The 14,918-nt window shown below is 61.5% G+C and carries 16 protein-coding genes; 9 read left to right on the plus strand and 7 right to left on the minus strand.

Annotated features, from left to right (window positions below; all coding sequences use genetic code 11):
• The first annotated feature begins 1 nt into the window (after nt 1).
• The 4 genes from ACGSLL_RS03615 (at nt 2) to ACGSLL_RS03630 (ending at nt 2,400) form a co-directional block, all read left to right on the plus strand.
• A complete protein-coding gene (locus ACGSLL_RS03615) occupies nt 2–487 on the plus strand; it encodes a flavin reductase family protein (protein ID WP_203421748.1) in 486 nt (161 codons plus the stop codon).
• A gap of 135 nt (nt 488–622) precedes the next feature.
• Entirely contained in the window at nt 623–1,012 is a 390-nt protein-coding gene (locus ACGSLL_RS03620; RefSeq protein WP_027613073.1) for a carboxymuconolactone decarboxylase family protein, read from the plus strand.
• A gap of 58 nt (nt 1,013–1,070) precedes the next feature.
• Nucleotides 1,071–1,835: a GntR family transcriptional regulator gene (locus ACGSLL_RS03625; protein WP_394503273.1), complete on the plus strand. Its 765-nt coding sequence runs from the start codon at nt 1,071–1,073 to the stop codon at nt 1,833–1,835.
• A gap of 1 nt (nt 1,836) precedes the next feature.
• A complete protein-coding gene (locus tag ACGSLL_RS03630; protein WP_203421747.1) occupies nt 1,837–2,400 on the plus strand; it encodes an NUDIX hydrolase in 564 nt (187 codons plus the stop codon).
• Between the two features lie 129 nt (nt 2,401–2,529).
• Here ACGSLL_RS03630 and ACGSLL_RS03635 read toward each other — a convergent pair whose 3' ends face one another.
• Complete coding sequence (locus ACGSLL_RS03635; protein WP_394503276.1) at nt 2,530–2,826, minus strand: DUF1330 domain-containing protein; 297 nt, start codon at nt 2,824–2,826, stop codon at nt 2,530–2,532.
• Between the two features lie 68 nt (nt 2,827–2,894).
• Here ACGSLL_RS03635 and ribBA point away from each other — a divergent pair, with 68 nt between their 5' ends.
• The 5 genes from ribBA to ACGSLL_RS03660 all read left to right on the plus strand — a co-directional run bounded on the left by ribBA (nt 2,895) and on the right by ACGSLL_RS03660 (nt 8,281).
• Entirely contained in the window at nt 2,895–4,004 is a 1,110-nt protein-coding gene (ribBA, locus tag ACGSLL_RS03640; RefSeq protein WP_332767162.1) for a bifunctional 3,4-dihydroxy-2-butanone-4-phosphate synthase/GTP cyclohydrolase II, read from the plus strand.
• Nucleotides 4,005–4,323: 319 nt separating this feature from the next.
• Entirely contained in the window at nt 4,324–5,349 is a 1,026-nt protein-coding gene (locus tag ACGSLL_RS03645) for an ABC transporter substrate-binding protein (protein ID WP_258449535.1), read from the plus strand.
• The gene (locus ACGSLL_RS03650) at nt 5,346–6,293 is read left to right on the plus strand and encodes an ABC transporter permease (RefSeq protein WP_394503801.1); all 948 of its coding nucleotides are present in this window, start codon (nt 5,346–5,348) and stop codon (nt 6,291–6,293) included. The genes ACGSLL_RS03645 and ACGSLL_RS03650 overlap by 4 nt, the downstream gene beginning before the upstream one ends.
• 6 nt (nt 6,294–6,299) lie before the next feature.
• A complete protein-coding gene (locus ACGSLL_RS03655; RefSeq protein ID WP_008088090.1) occupies nt 6,300–7,109 on the plus strand; it encodes an ABC transporter permease in 810 nt (269 codons plus the stop codon).
• A 17-nt stretch (nt 7,110–7,126) separates the two neighbouring features.
• Nucleotides 7,127–8,281: an ABC transporter ATP-binding protein gene (locus ACGSLL_RS03660; protein ID WP_394503279.1), complete on the plus strand. Its 1,155-nt coding sequence runs from the start codon at nt 7,127–7,129 to the stop codon at nt 8,279–8,281.
• A 107-nt stretch (nt 8,282–8,388) separates the two neighbouring features.
• On the opposite strand, the gene pepN is transcribed toward ACGSLL_RS03660, so the two are convergent.
• The 6 genes from pepN to ACGSLL_RS03690 are packed head-to-tail and all read right to left on the minus strand — an operon-like array spanning nt 8,389 to nt 14,906.
• Nucleotides 8,389–11,046 (minus strand): aminopeptidase N, encoded by a 2,658-nt coding sequence (pepN, locus tag ACGSLL_RS03665; RefSeq protein WP_394503281.1) that lies wholly within the window; start codon nt 11,044–11,046, stop codon nt 8,389–8,391.
• Between the two features lie 10 nt (nt 11,047–11,056).
• The gene (locus ACGSLL_RS03670) at nt 11,057–11,887 is read right to left on the minus strand and encodes a DUF2797 domain-containing protein (protein WP_394503283.1); all 831 of its coding nucleotides are present in this window, start codon (nt 11,885–11,887) and stop codon (nt 11,057–11,059) included.
• A complete protein-coding gene (locus ACGSLL_RS03675; RefSeq protein ID WP_042609561.1) occupies nt 11,884–12,144 on the minus strand; it encodes a YeaC family protein in 261 nt (86 codons plus the stop codon). Before ACGSLL_RS03675 ends, ACGSLL_RS03670 begins: the two co-directional genes overlap by 4 nt.
• Nucleotides 12,145–12,178: 34 nt before the next feature.
• Nucleotides 12,179–13,048 carry a rhomboid family intramembrane serine protease gene (locus ACGSLL_RS03680; RefSeq protein WP_394503285.1) on the minus strand — a complete coding sequence of 290 codons (870 nt, stop codon included), beginning with the start codon at nt 13,046–13,048 and terminating at the stop codon, nt 12,179–12,181.
• A complete protein-coding gene (locus ACGSLL_RS03685) occupies nt 13,045–14,016 on the minus strand; it encodes a metallophosphoesterase (RefSeq protein ID WP_394503287.1) in 972 nt (323 codons plus the stop codon). Before ACGSLL_RS03685 ends, ACGSLL_RS03680 begins: the two co-directional genes overlap by 4 nt.
• On the minus strand, nt 14,016–14,906 hold the full coding sequence (locus ACGSLL_RS03690) for an NAD(+) kinase (RefSeq protein ID WP_047528343.1): 891 nt from the start codon (nt 14,904–14,906) through the stop codon (nt 14,016–14,018). Before ACGSLL_RS03690 ends, ACGSLL_RS03685 begins: the two co-directional genes overlap by 1 nt.
• Nucleotides 14,907–14,918: the final 12 nt, after the last annotated feature.

Raw genomic sequence — 14,918 nt, forward strand, 5'->3', positions numbered from 1 at the left:
AATGATCGAACCCGGCATTTACAAAGACGTCATGAGCTCGTTCCCGTCCGGCGTCACGGTGGTGACGACGCTGGACCCGGACGGCGGCATCGTCGGCATTACCGCCAGCGCCTTCAGCGCGCTGTCGATCGACCCGGCGCTGGTGTTGTTCTGCCCCAACTACGCTTCCGACACGTACCCGGTGCTGCGCGACAGCAAGAAGTTCGCCATTCACTTGCTCTCTGCCGAACAAACCGCCGAAGCCTATGCGTTCGCCGGCAAGGGTAAAGACAAGGCCAAAGACATCGAGTGGCACCTGAGCGATCTGGGCAACCCGATCCTCGCCAAGGCCACGGCGATCATCGAGTGCGAGTTGTGGCGGGAATACGACGGCGGCGATCACGCGATCATCGTCGGCGCAGTAAAGCACCTGATCCTGCCCGAGCAGCCAGTGACGCCGATGATTTACCACAAGGGCAAGCTGGGCCCCCTGCCGACCCTGGCCTGACAGCCAGACCCGATTGCCAATGTGGGAGCGAGCCTGCTCGCGAAAGCGTAGTGTCAGTCGATGCAATTGTTGAATGATCGACCGCTTTCGCGAGCAGGCTCGCTCCCACAGGGGATAGTGGAGTGAGGAGGATTTATGAGTAATGAGAAGTATGAGAAGGGCCTGAAAATCCGCACTCAGGTGCTCGGCGAAGCCTATGTGCAGCGCTCGATCGACAACGCCGATGACTTCACCCGTCCGCTGCAGGAAATGGTCACCGAGTACTGCTGGGGCCATGTCTGGGGGCGTGAGGGTCTGTCGCTCAAGGAGCGCAGCATGATCAACCTGGCGATGATCTCGGCGCTCAACCGTCCGCACGAACTCAAGCTGCATGTGCGTGGCGCCTTGCGTAACGGCCTGAGTCGTGAGCAAATACGCGAAATTCTGCTTCAGGTCGGCATTTATTGCGGCGTTCCGGCAGCCGTGGACAGTTTCCGGCTGGCCCGTGAAGCCTTTGCCGAAGCCGACGCCGAGGCCTCCAGTTAACCCCTCGGCTGTTTAGATGCCCGTCTGGCATGGACAGCCAAGCTCAAGAGCGGACCCCATGAAACGCCAGCCACTCGACGACAGCTTCAAGGTCAATCGCAACCCCGTTACCCTGCGCGAAATCGTGCTGGACAAACTGCGTAGCGCGATCATGAATTTCCAGCTCATGCCAGGCGATCGTCTGGTCGAACGCGACCTGTGTGATCGCCTCGGCGTCAGCCGCACTTCGGTGCGCGAAGCCTTGCGTCATCTTGAATCCGAAGGCCTGGTCGAATTCGCCGACGCCAAGGGCCCGCGCGTGGCGATCATCACCCTCGCCGATGCCGTCGACATCTACGAACTGCGCTGCGTGCTCGAAGGCCTGATCGTTCAGCTGTTTACCCTGCGCGCCAAGGCCAAGGACATCAAAGCCCTGGAAAAAGCCCTCGACGACAACCGCAAGGCGTTGAAGGACGGCGAGCTGCAACAGGTGATCGACTCGGTGCAGGGTTTCTACGACGTGCTGCTCGAAGGTTCGGGCAACCATGTCGCCGCCACCCAACTGCGCCAGTTGCAGGCGCGTATCAGCTATTTGCGCGCGACCTCGGTGTCGCAGGAAAACCGTCGCGGCGCCAGTAACCACGAAATGGAAAAAATGGTCGCGGCGATCAAGAGCGGCGATCCGCTGGCGGCGCATCAGGCGTGCGTCGATCACGTCCGCGCGGCGGCGGCCGTGGCCCTCGACTACCTCAAGCGCAAGCAGGAAGAAACTGGCGTTGCCGTCAAAGGCACCCCGGCGATCACCCTGCCGATCGCGCTGAAAGAACCGCGTATAGGTCACTGATATGTTCAGCCCGAGCTATTGCCCGAAATGCGGTGGCCCTGACCTTGGTCAGCAGATACCGGCGGGCGATACGCACGAGCGCCTGATGTGCCGCGGCTGCGGCTACATCCATTACGTCAATCCGAAGATCATCGCCGGCTGCATCATCGAGCAGGATGGCAAATACCTCTTGTGCCAACGGGCGATCCCGCCGCGCCCGGGCACCTGGACGCTGCCGGCCGGTTTCATGGAAAGCTTTGAGACCACCGAGCAGGCGGCGTTGCGCGAAGTCTGGGAAGAAAGCGGCGTGCGCGCCGAGATCGTCTCGCCATATTCGATTTTCAGCGTGCCGAAGATCAGCGAGGTGTACATCATCTTCCGCGCCATCGCCCTGGAGATTACCGGGCAGTATGGGCCGGAGACGCTGGACTACAAATTCTTCGCCCCTGAAGACATCCCCTGGGAACAGATCTACTACCCGGCAATCCGGCAGATTCTCGAGCGCTATATCGAAGAGCGCCAGGCTGGCGTCTACGGGATTTACATGGGCAATGACGACAGCGGCAAAATTCACTTCATGCGCTGACATTTGGCTATACACCGAACCTGTGGGAGCGAGCCTGCTCGCGAAAGCGGTCGATCATTCTGCATATGTGTCGCCTGAAACGACGCTTTCGCGAGCGGGCTCGCTCCCACAGGGGTTTTGTGGTGCTGCTTAATTTGGGGTAAAGGCCTCAACGATAATGATCTCCGCCCTCGCCCACTCCTCGCGATAGCTTCTCGCCTCCTGATACGCCGCCGAGCGGTAGCACGCCACGGCTTGCTCATAGCTCTCGAACTCGATGATCACCGTGCGTTGCGGCGTTTCGCGCCCTTCCATCGCCTCGCTGCGCCCGCCTCTGGCGAGAAATACGCCGCCGAACGCGGCAATCGCCTGCGGCGTGCGCTGGGTGTATTGGCTGTAGTGTTCGGCATCGGCTATATCCACGTGAGCAATCCAGTACGCCTTCATAGTGACCTCTTTGTTGATTTTGTATTATGGTATACCAATATATTTCCAACGAACCCTGAGAGTCCAGCATGGCCTTCAACAGCATCGAAGAAATCATCGACGATTATCGCCTTGGCAAAATGGTTTTGCTGGTCGATGACGAAGACCGCGAGAACGAAGGCGACCTGTTGCTGGCCGCCGACCGCTGCACGCCCGAGGCGATCAGCTTCATGGCCCGCGAAGCGCGCGGGCTGATCTGCCTGACCCTGACCGATGAACATTGCCAGCGTTTGGGCCTGGAGCAAATGGTCCCGAGCAACGGCAGCGTGTTCAGCACCGCGTTTACCGTGTCGATCGAAGCAGCGGTCGGCGTGACCACCGGCATTTCCGCGGCCGATCGCGCCTGCACTGTCGCCGCCGCCGTCGCAGCGAATGCCCGTGCCGAGGATCTGGTGCAGCCCGGCCATATCTTCCCGCTGCGCGCCAAGGAAGGTGGCGTGCTGACCCGCGCCGGCCACACTGAAGCCGGCTGCGACCTGGCGCGACTCGCCGGTTTCACCCCGGCTTCGGTGATCGTCGAGGTGATGAACGACGACGGCACCATGGCCCGGCGTCCGGATCTGGAACTGTTCGCACGCAAGCACGGGATCAAGATCGGCACCATCGCCGACCTGATCCACTATCGCCTGAGCACCGAACACACCATCGAACGCATCGGTGAACGTGAGTTGCCGACGGTACACGGCACCTTCCGCTTGATCACCTTTGAAGACCGCATCGAGGGCGGCGTGCACATGGCGATGGTCATGGGCGATCTGCGCCGCGACGAACCGACCCTGGTGCGCGTGCATGTGATCGATCCGTTGCGTGATCTGGTCGGTGCCGAATACAGCGGGCCGAAGAACTGGACGCTGTGGGCGGCGCTGCAACGGGTCGCTGCCGAAGGTCACGGGGTGGTCGTGGTGCTGGCCAACCATGAGTCGTCACAGGCCTTGCTTGAGCGCGTGCCGCAACTGACCCAGCCACCGCGACAGTTCAGCCGCTCGCAGTCGCGGATTTATTCGGAGGTCGGCACCGGAGCGCAGATTCTGCAGAACCTCGGGGTGGGCAAGCTGCGGCATCTGGGGCCGCCGTTGAAATATGCGGGGTTGACCGGGTATGACCTTGAGGTGGTCGAGAGTATTCCGTTCACTGAATAACCCACAGCAACCACATTTCCCTGTGGGAGCGAGCCTGCTCGCGAAGGCGCCCTGTCAGTCGACATCAATGTTGCATGAACCGGCGCTTTCGCGAGCAGGCTCGCTTCCACAGGGGTTTTGTATTTCAAGCAATGATTTCCTGAGGCACAAAAAACGGTTTCGCCAGATAACCGGTAAGGCAAAGTGCTTGCACAAAGTTTGGAATACCATAATATGATATTCCATAGACCGGACACTCCAACGAACGTCCAGCTACTGCTCCCGTCAGGCGGGCAACAACGCAAGCCCGCTCAATAAACACAACAATGAGGGCGTAAAAATGGTGTTGAACAAAGCTGCAACCGCAATTCTTTTTGCGGGACTGCTCAGCGTCACCGGCCAGGCTGCAATGGCTGCCGAAAGCGTCAACTTCGTCAGCTGGGGCGGTAGCACCCAGGATGCGCAGAAACAGGCCTGGGCCGATCCGTTCAGCAAGGCCAGCGGCATCACCGTCGTCCAGGACGGGCCGACCGATTACGGCAAACTCAAAGCCATGGTCGAGAGCGGCAACGTGCAGTGGGACGTGGTCGATGTCGAAGCCGACTTCGCCCTGCGTGCCGCTGCTGAAGGCCTGCTCGAACCTCTCGATTTCAAAGTGATCCAGCGCGACAAGATCGACCCGCGCTTCGTCAACGATCACGGCGTCGGCTCGTTCTTCTTCTCCTTTGTCCTCGGCTACAACGAAGGCAAGCTCGGTGCCAACAAGCCGCAGGATTGGAGCGCCCTGTTCGACACCAAGACCTACCCCGGCAAACGCGCCCTGTACAAATGGCCAAGCCCCGGCGTGCTCGAACTGGCGCTGCTGGCCGATGGCGTCGCCGCCGACAAGCTCTACCCGCTGGATCTGGATCGCGCTTTCAAGAAACTCGACACCATCAAGAAAGACATCGTCTGGTGGGGCGGCGGCGCGCAGTCGCAGCAACTGCTGGCCTCCGGTGAAGCGAGCATGGGCCAGTTCTGGAACGGTCGCGTGCACGCCCTGCAGGAAGACGGCGCCCCGGTCGGCGTGAGCTGGAAGCAGAACCTGGTCATGGCCGACATTCTGGTCATTCCAAAAGGCGCGAAAAACAAGGACGCGGCGATGAAGTTCCTGGCCAACGCCAGCAGCGCCAAAGGCCAGGCCGACTTCTCCAACCTGACCGCCTACGCGCCGGTCAACCTCGACAGTGTGGAGCGTCTGGATTCGACGCTGGCCCCCAACCTGCCGACTGCCTACGCCAAGGATCAGATCACTCTTGATTTCGCGTACTGGGCCAAGAACGGTCCGGCCATCGCGACACGGTGGAACGAATGGCTGGTCAAATGAAAATGGCGGCCACCGCGCCCCGTCCCTCCACTGCCACCGGGAGCGCCCTCGGCGCTGCCGGTTCGGCCCACGGAACCCAGGCGGTTGCGATGCAGCAAGCCCCGTCCCTCAGACAACGCTGGCGCGGCGCCGGCAACCTCGCCCCGGCGCTGTTGTTCCTCGGCCTGTTCTTTCTCGCACCGTTGATTGGCCTGTTGTTGCGCGGCGTGCTCGAACCAACGCCAGGCCTTGGCAACTATGAACAACTGTTCGCCAACTCGGCGTATGCGCGGGTGTTGCTCAACACCTTCTCGGTGGCCGGGCTGGTGACGTTGTTCAGCCTGCTGCTGGGCTTTCCGCTGGCCTGGGCGATCACCCTCGTTCCGCGCGGCTGGGGGCGCTGGATTCTCAACATCGTGCTGTTGTCGATGTGGACCAGCCTGCTCGCCCGCACCTATTCGTGGCTGGTGTTGCTGCAAGCCTCGGGCGTGATCAACAAGGCGCTGATGGCCATGGGCATCAGCGATCAGCCGCTGGAAATGGTGCACAACCTCACCGGCGTGGTGATCGGCATGAGCTACATCATGATCCCGTTCATCGTGCTGCCGTTGCAGGCGACCATGCAAGCCATCGACCCGATGATCCTGCAGGCCGGCTCGATCTGCGGCGCGAGCCCGTGGACCAACTTCTTCCGGGTGTTCCTGCCGCTGTGTCGGCCAGGTCTGGCCTCCGGTGGCTTGATGGTGTTCGTGATGTCGCTCGGTTACTACGTCACCCCGGCGCTGCTCGGCGGTGCGCAGAACATGATGCTGCCGGAGTTCATCATTCAGCAGGTGCAATCGTTCCTCAACTGGGGCCTGGCCAGTGCCGGCGCCGCGTTGCTGATCGCGATCACTTTGGTGCTGTTCTACTTCTACCTGAAGCTTCAGCCGGAATCCCCGGTTGGCGCCAGCAACGCGAGGTAAGCCGACATGCTCCTGACTCCCAATGCCATGAGCCGGCGCATGCGTTTCGGCTTGTACGCCACCACCGGGCTGATCGGTCTGTTCCTGCTGTTGCCGATCGTGTTCATCGTGCTGCTGTCGTTCGGTTCCTCGCAGTGGCTGGTGTTTCCGCCACCGGGCTGGACGCTGAAATGGTACGGCCAGTTCTTCTCCAACCCCGACTGGATGAGCGCCGCTGCGGCCAGCCTCAAGGTCGCCGTGCTGACCACGATTTGCGCCGTGGCTCTCGGTTTGCCGACCGCGTTTGCGCTGGTGCGCGGACGCTTCCCCGGTCGCGAAATGCTTTACGGCCTGTTCACCCTGCCGATGATTGTGCCGCTGGTGATTATTGCCGTGGCGGTGTACGCGCTGTTTCTCAAACTCGGCTACACCGGGACGATGTTCGCCTTCGTCGTCAGCCATGTGATCGTCGCACTGCCGTTCACCATCATCTCGATCATCAACTCGTTGAAGCTGTTCGATCAGTCGATTGAAGACGCGGCGGTGATCTGCGGCGCCTCGCGTCTGCAAGCGGTGTTCAAGGTGACGTTCCCGGCGATTCGTCCGGGCATGGTCGCCGGCGCCCTCTTCGCCTTCCTCGTCTCGTGGGACGAAGTGGTGCTCAGCGTGATGATGGCAAGCCCGACTCTGCAAACCCTTCCCGTGAAAATGTGGACCACTTTGCGCCAGGACCTGACCCCGGTGATCGCCGTCGCTTCGACGCTGCTGATCGGCCTGTCGGTATTGGTCATGGTGATCGCCGCCGCCCTGCGCCGGCGCAACGAAATCAGCGCCTGAGCGCCGAGGAGTACGACATGAGTGCCGTGATCAAAGACGCCTCCCAGCAGAACGACAAACCCCTGGTCAGCCTGCGCAACCTGAACAAGCACTACGGCGACTTTGCCGCCGTCGACAACATCTCGCTGGACATCAAGGACGGTGAATTCCTGACCTTCCTCGGCTCCAGCGGCTCGGGCAAAAGTACGACGCTGTCGATGCTCGCCGGCTTCGAAACACCGAGCAGCGGCGAGATCCTCGTCAACGGCCAATCGCTGGTCAATGTGCCGCCGCACAAGCGCGACATCGGCATGGTCTTCCAGCGCTATTCGCTGTTCCCGCATCTGTCGGTGCGCGACAACATCGCCTTCCCTCTGGCGATTCGCAAACTGGCAGCGGCCGAGCGCAACAAACGCGTCGACGCCATGCTGAAACTGGTGCAACTGGAACAGTTCGCCCATCGCCGCCCTTCGCAATTGTCCGGCGGCCAGCAGCAGCGTGTGGCCATCGCCCGTGCGCTGGTTTACGAACCACGCATCCTGCTGATGGACGAACCGCTCGGTGCGCTGGACAAAAAACTGCGCGAGGATCTGCAGGACGAACTGCGCCAACTGCATCGGCGCCTGGGCATCACCATCGTCTACGTGACTCACGATCAGGAAGAAGCCATGCGTTTGTCGCAGCGCATCGCGATTTTCAGTCACGGCAAGATTGTCGGCCTGGGCAGCGGTTATGACCTGTATCAGAATCCGCCGAACGCCTTTGTGGCTTCATTCCTCGGCAACTCGAACTTTCTCAAGCTCAAGGCGCAGGGCAATGCGGCGGCGAGTTTCGAGGGGCAGCCGTTGTCGATCCGGCTGACGGCCGGGTTGCAGACTGATCAGGATGTGTTGCTGATGGTGCGGCCGGAAAAGGCCTTGGCGTTGAGCGTGCAACAGGCAACCCGCGAACCGCTGCCGTCGGGCTGGAACGAGGTGTCAGCGACCGTGGTGGAAGTGCTGTTCCTCGGCGAAAGCCAGACCTGCAGCGTGGTCACCGCAGGCGGAACCTCAATGACGGTGAAAGCCTTGTCAGCCGCCGGCATGCCGCTCAAGGCCGGCGACCCGGTGCACGTGCGCTGGGCCACCACGGATGCCTGCGTCTACACCGAATGGACCGAAAGCGACCTGAACAAGGCTGCCGGCTCGCACTGATTTTCCTGACTCACTCCTACAATTGGACCGCATTCACCCTCGGGTCACCTCAGCGTCGGGCTGAGGTGACCTTTTTTCAAGGCCGCAAAACCGACTCGAGGATGCCCTCAAGCCAGGCTCTTGCTCACCACTTCATACACATCACTGGACAATGCCCCGGACGCGAGAATCCGCTCCAGCTCGGCCTTCATCAACGCCTGACGCGCGGCATCGTATTTGCGCCAGCGGGTCAGCGGTGCCAGTTGGCGCGAGGCGATTTGCGGGTTGAAGCCGTTCAGCTCGATCACCAGATCGGCGAGGAAGCGATAGCCGCTGCCGTCCGCCGCGTGGAAGTTGATCAGGTTCTGCCCGGCAAACGCACCGATCAGCGCGCGGACCTTGTTCGGGTTCTTGATGTTGAAGGCCGGGTGCTGCATCAACGCTTTGACCCGTGCCAGTCCGCCCGGCAAGGTGCTGCCGGCCTGCACGCTGAACCACTGATCCATGACCAGCGGATTGTCCTTGAAGTGCTCGGCAAAACTGGCCAGCGCCAGGGCTTTCTGCTCTTCGAACGGCGAGTTGACCAGCACGGCCAGCGCGGTCAGGCGCTCGGTCATGTTGTCGGCGTTCTCGAACTGCTCCAGCGCCGCCGCCAGTACTTCCGGCTTGCCGCTGAGCATCAGATACGACAGCGCGATGTTCTGCAGGGCGCGACGAGCAAAATGCTCGGCTTCGGCCACGTACGGCGTTTGCTTCGACAGGTCGCGGTTGGCCTGATAACGCAGCCACAGCGCTTCGAACAACCCTTCTGCCAGTTGCTTGCGGGCGAACTCGCGGGCGTTGTGGATCGCCTCGACGTCGGCCACTTCGCTGATTTCGGTGAGGTAGGCCTCGCCCGGCAGCGAAAGCATCTCGGCGACCATCGCCTGATCCAGCGACTCGTCGGACAGCACCGTGCGCAGCGCCGAGGTCAGGCGTGGGTCGAGGACCATGGCCTCGCCCTTCTGCTGCTGGCCGATCAGCTCTTGCAACACCTGCACCGCCAGCTGCTGGCCGGCATCCCAGCGGTTGAAGCCGTCGCTGTCGTGCTGCATGAGGAACATCAATTGATCGCGGTTGTACGGGAAGCTCAGCTTTACCGGCGCCGAGAAGCCGCGCAGCAGCGATGGCAGCGGTTGTTCGGCGATGTCGACAAAGGTAAAGGTCTGCTCGGCCTCGGTCACCGAGATCACCCGTGTGGTGCCTTGCGCCGAGGCTTCACCGGCCAGACGCAGCGCCACTTCGTTGCCCTGGCTGTCGAGCAGACCGAGTTCGACCGGAATCACGAACGGCAGCTTCTCGACTTTATCCGGGGTTTCCGGGCAGCTCTGACGGAAGGTCAGGCTGTAGGTTTTCGCCGCAGCGTCGTACGACTCGCTGACCGCCAGACGCGGAGTGCCGGCCTGGCTGTACCAGCGCTTGAATTGCGTCAGGTCGACACCGTTGGCGTCTTCCATGGCCTTGACGAAGTCATCGCAGGTCACCGCTTGCCCGTCGTGACGCTCGAAGTACAGATCGCTGCCTTTGCGGAAGCCTTCGGCGCCCAGCAGAGTGTGGAGCATGCCGACCACTTCCGAGCCCTTTTCGTACACGGTCAGGGTGTAGAAGTTGGAAATCTCGATGAAGCTGTCCGGGCGCACGGCGTGGGCCATCGGGCCGGCATCTTCGGCGAACTGGTGGGTGCGCAGGTAAGCCACGTCCTGAATGCGCTTGACCGTCGCCGAGTTCATGTCCGAGGAGAAACCGGCGTCACGGAACACCGTAAAACCTTCCTTGAGCGACAGCTGGAACCAGTCGCGGCAGGTCACGCGGTTGCCCGACCAGTTGTGGAAATATTCGTGGGCGACGATAGCCTCGACCCGCTGATGCGCGGCGTCGGTTGCGGTTTCGGCGCGAGCCAGCACGGCACTCGAGTTGAAGATGTTGAGACCCTTGTTCTCCATCGCGCCCATGTTGAAATCGTTGACCGCGACGATCATGAAGATGTCCAGATCGTACTCGCGACCGTAGACCTCTTCGTCCCAGCGCATCGACTTCTTCAAGCTGTTCATCGCGTGCTGGCACTTGTCGATGTTTTCCGGCTCGACATAGATGCGCAGCGCGACGTTGCGCTGGCTCATGGTGGTGAAGGTGTCTTCGACGCACCACAAGTCACCGGCGACCAGCGCGAACAGGTAGGCCGGTTTCTTGAACGGGTCTTCCCAGGTCGCCCAGTGCCGGCCGTCTTCGCCCGGGCCCGAGGCGATCGGGTTGCCGTTGGAGAGCAGCACCGGGTAGCTGTGCTGTTCGGCGACCACGGTGGTGGTGAACTTGCTCATCACGTCCGGGCGGTCGAGGTAATAGGTGATCTTGCGGAAGCCTTCGGCCTCGCACTGGGTGCAGAACATCGTGCCGGACTTGTACAGGCCTTCCAGCGCGGTGTTGGTTTCCGGGTGAATCCGGACGCTGGTGTCGAGGGTGAAGCTGTCGCTGCCCGGCTGCAGGGTCAGGTGGCTGTCGGAGACTTGATAGTCAGCAGCGCTCAGCTCCTGGTCGGCCAGGGTCACCGAAAGCAGTTCAAGCTGCTGGCCGTCGAGCACCAGCGGCGGCAGGCCCGGGCCACGCTCGGGGTTGCGGCGCATCACCAGTTGCGCGTGGACCAGACTGTGGTCCTCGAACAACTCGAAGGTCAGGTGCGTTTCGTCGATCAGGTACTCGGGCGCCTGATAGTCCTTGAGGTAAATCATCTTCGGTTGTTCGGTGCGCATGCTGGAATCCTTATTGATGCACGGCGAGCTGGTAAGCCGTGTATTTACGAATGTTGATCACGCCGGTGTCGAAAATCAGGTACTGGCCCTTGATCCCCAGCAGCGTGCCTTCGGCAATCGGGTTCTTGTCCAGGTTGAAGCTGACGATTTTCGCCGGGTATTGCTCGACCGGATAGCGGATTTCCAGCGGTTCGACATCGGCAATCGTCTGAATCGCCTGTAGGCCAAATCGCTGCTGCAAACCTTGCAGGCCTTCGGCGCAGCTTTCGAACAACTGATCGCGCACCTGCGCCAGATCCACCGCCGCCGCGTCGCCCTTGAGCAGCGCGCGCCAGTTGGTCTTGTCCGCCACCTGGCTGCGGAACAGGTCTTCAACGAACCCTGACTGCTGGCGTGTCGAGACGCGCATGATCGGTAACGCCTGACTGGCGCCCTGATCGAGCCAGCGGGTCGGCAGCTGCGTTGCACGGGTGATGCCAACCTTGATGCCTGACGAATTGGCCAGGTACACCACATGGTCGGTCATGCAGAACTGCTCGCCCCACGCCGGATCGCGACAGGTGCCCGCATCAAAGTGGCAGTGCTCCGGGCTCATGATGCACAGGTCGCATTGCGCCAGTCTGGTCATGCACGGGTAGCAATAACCCTGACTGAAACTGGTTTTGGTCTTGCGCCCGCAATGGGTGCAGTGGATCGCCCCCAGGTATTCCAGACGCACCGTGCTGCCGATCAACGGATTGACCGGCACCTCGACGTCGTCCAGACGAAACGCGTATTGCACGTTCGACCCGTCCAGGCGCGCCGACATTTTGCTGATTGCACCGCGGCCAATCTCGATCAATGGATGGCATCCGACTTGAACAGGATGTTCGGCACTTCGATCGATTTCGACGCACATTCCTGCGGGCCCATGTAACCGGTGCGCTGGTCTTCCGGCAGGTTCTGGATTTCCCAGGCGATCATCGCCTGCAACGACAGCTCACGCTGTTCGGCGGTGAGTTTGTTACCGTCGGACCACTTGCCGATTTCCACGGCCAGTTTCAGGCTCTCGTAGATGTCCGGGGTGATGTTGCTGATCATGTCGTTAAAAGAGGACATCAGGGGTCTCCGTGCTCTTCGATTCGCTAAAAATTCAGACGGCCAGTTTACGGCGGTTATACAAACCGCCCAACAAACCGGTAAAGCATCCGATGAGTAACCCGCTCAGGTGCGCGGCGTTGGCGATCTGGCCGAAACCGATCAACGAGATCAGCCCGGACATGCACACCACCAGCCAGATCAGCATCATCGCCAGCACGCCACGCGGCAGACGATAGGCTGGATTCGGCGCCAACAACTGGAAAATCCAGCAGTGCCCGAGCAAGCCGTAAAGCACGCCGGACAGGCCACCGAACAAGGTCGGGCCGCTCCAGACAAACTGCGCGTAGTTGGACACCAGACTGAACAGCAGCGTCAGGCCGATCAGGTTGATGCTGCCCTGGCGCGATTCGATGCGCCGGCCCAGTTCCCAGTACCACATACCGTTCATGGCCAGGTGCAGGATGCCGAAGTGGATCAGCATCGGCGTGATCAGCCGCCACCACTGCCCTGCCGCCAGGCTATCGGCCAACGGAGTGAAATGGATGTACTCGCCGATCACCCGAAAATCGAGAAAGGTCAGCCAGCGCAGCGTTTCGAGGTTTTCGCCGAGGAAGGTCAGACCGCCAACGATCAGGCTCAGCAGCAGGATCAACCCGGTGGCCTTGGCGTGTTTCAGTTGTTCGGCGAAGCCTGGGCGTTTGAAGGTCTGGCCCACGGGAAGGTCCAGCTGCTGGTCGGGATCGCCGGCCGGGAAGCGCTCGTACAGCGAGCGCACGTCGTCGCTGATTTCCGCTGGCGCCCACAGCACCTGCTCGCCCGCCTCTTCGCTGACCCGATGCGGCACCTGCATGCGTTGCAGCAGTTTGACGAAACCGCTCAGGTCCACCGCCAACGGCAGGCGCAATACCGCTACCGCACTCATTGCAGCACCTCCGGCCGCTCGACATCGACCCAGACGAATTTTTGCGGATCCAGGTGTGTTTCCTGATCCAGACGATAGGCCACCAGCTTGCCGTAAAGCACCGCGCTGTAATCCAGGCACGCGAGGTTCGGGCGGATCGGCGCCGGTTTGCCGCTGCGCCAGTAGTGGCCGACGAACAGCAAGGGCTCATCGACACCGTAGCGCAGCAGGGAATTCTTTTCCGTGGAGCTCAGCGGCGTCTGCGCTACCGGCTCCGGCAAGGCATCGGGCTGGAAGACGATGTCGCCGTAGGTTTTCGGGTCGTCTTCCCAGAACTTGGTGCGGAAGAACGACCGCACCAGACCGTCGCCGCTGGTCATGGTCAGGCCGCCGGGCAGACGCATGTCGGTGCCGCGCAGCAAGCGGTCGAACACCGTGCAGGCAAAGCTGCCGGGCACGGCCGAGGCCTGCAGAAAGTGCTCATCAATGCAGCCATCGGGGAACAGACCACGCAACGGCTCGATCAATCCGGCATCCCAGCAAGCGTGCACAACCCGGAAGCGCCCGGCATCGACGAACAACGGCAACTCGTAGAACCACTGCTGAAAGTCATGCCAGTCGCCTGGATGGTCTTCGAATTGCGTCAGCGTCTCATGCAGCAGGCGTGCATGGCGCTTGGTGTGTTCACGGACGAACTGCTTGCCGCTGCCCGGTGGCGCCGGGGTGCTCCAGCCGAGGGCGTTGAATTCGTGGTTGCCCATGATGCACAAGGCCTGCCCGGCTTCGACCATGTCATGCACGATGTGCAGCGCTTCGCGAATCCGCGGGCCACGGTCGATGATGTCGCCGACGAACACGGCCATGCGCGACGGATGCCGCCAGACCCCGCCCTGCTTGTGGTAACCGAGACGGTCAAGCAAGTGTTCGAGGGTCAAGGCGCATCCGTGCACGTCACCGATCAGGTCGTAACTGCGCGCGGGATCGAGCATCAGTCGCCTCCACCGCCCAGCTTGCTGCCCCAGCCGAGCTTGGTGCGGCAGACTTCGTAGTAGTTGTGATCGAGGGGGTGGATCAGCCGCAGTTTCTGCGCTTTCTTGCTGACGGTGATGGTGTCACCCGGCGCGCAGGTGAAATGGTTCTGGCCGTCGCAGGAGACTTGCGGGTAGATCTGCATATCTTTGGACACGACGATTTTCAGCTCACTGTTGCCATCGACCACGATTGGCCGTCCCGACAAGGTATGGGGGTACATCGGCACAATCACAATAGCGTCGAGCTTGGGATGCATGATCGGCCCGCCGGCGGACAACGCGTAGGCAGTGGAGCCGGTCGGCGTCGCGACGATCAGGCCATCGGCCTTCTGGCTGCAGACGAACTGGCCGTCGATGTACAGCTCGAACTCGATCATCCGCGTCGATTTGCCCGGGTGCAGCACCACGTCGTTGAGCGCGTCGCCCTGGCCGATGGCCTCGGCGTGGCGGCGGACTTCGGCTTGCAGCAGGAAGCGGTTTTCCACCAGATAATGGCCGTCGAGCACTTCGGCGACCTTGATTTCCAGCTCGTCCGGGCGAATATCGGTGAGAAAACCGAGGCTGCCGCGGTTGATGCCCAGCACCGGAATATTGTGCCTGGCCAGCGCCCGTGCGGCGCCGAGCAAGCTGCCGTCGCCGCCGACGACGATGACCATGTCACAGACTTCGCCGAGCATCTTGCGCGACGACGTTTGCAGGCCGTGCCCGGGCAGGACTTCGGCAATGGTGTCTTCGAGGATCACATGCAGGTGCCGATCAAGCAGAAAGCGTTTCAGTCGGCGGACGGTATCCAGCACCTGGGAACTGCCCAGGCGACCGATGATGCCGATATTACGAAATTGCTCCATGGGACCTCTGCG

Origin of the sequence: Pseudomonas retamae (assembly GCF_043496865.1) — a bacterium.
GTDB classification, from domain to species: Bacteria; Pseudomonadota; Gammaproteobacteria; order Pseudomonadales; family Pseudomonadaceae; genus Aquipseudomonas; species Aquipseudomonas retamae.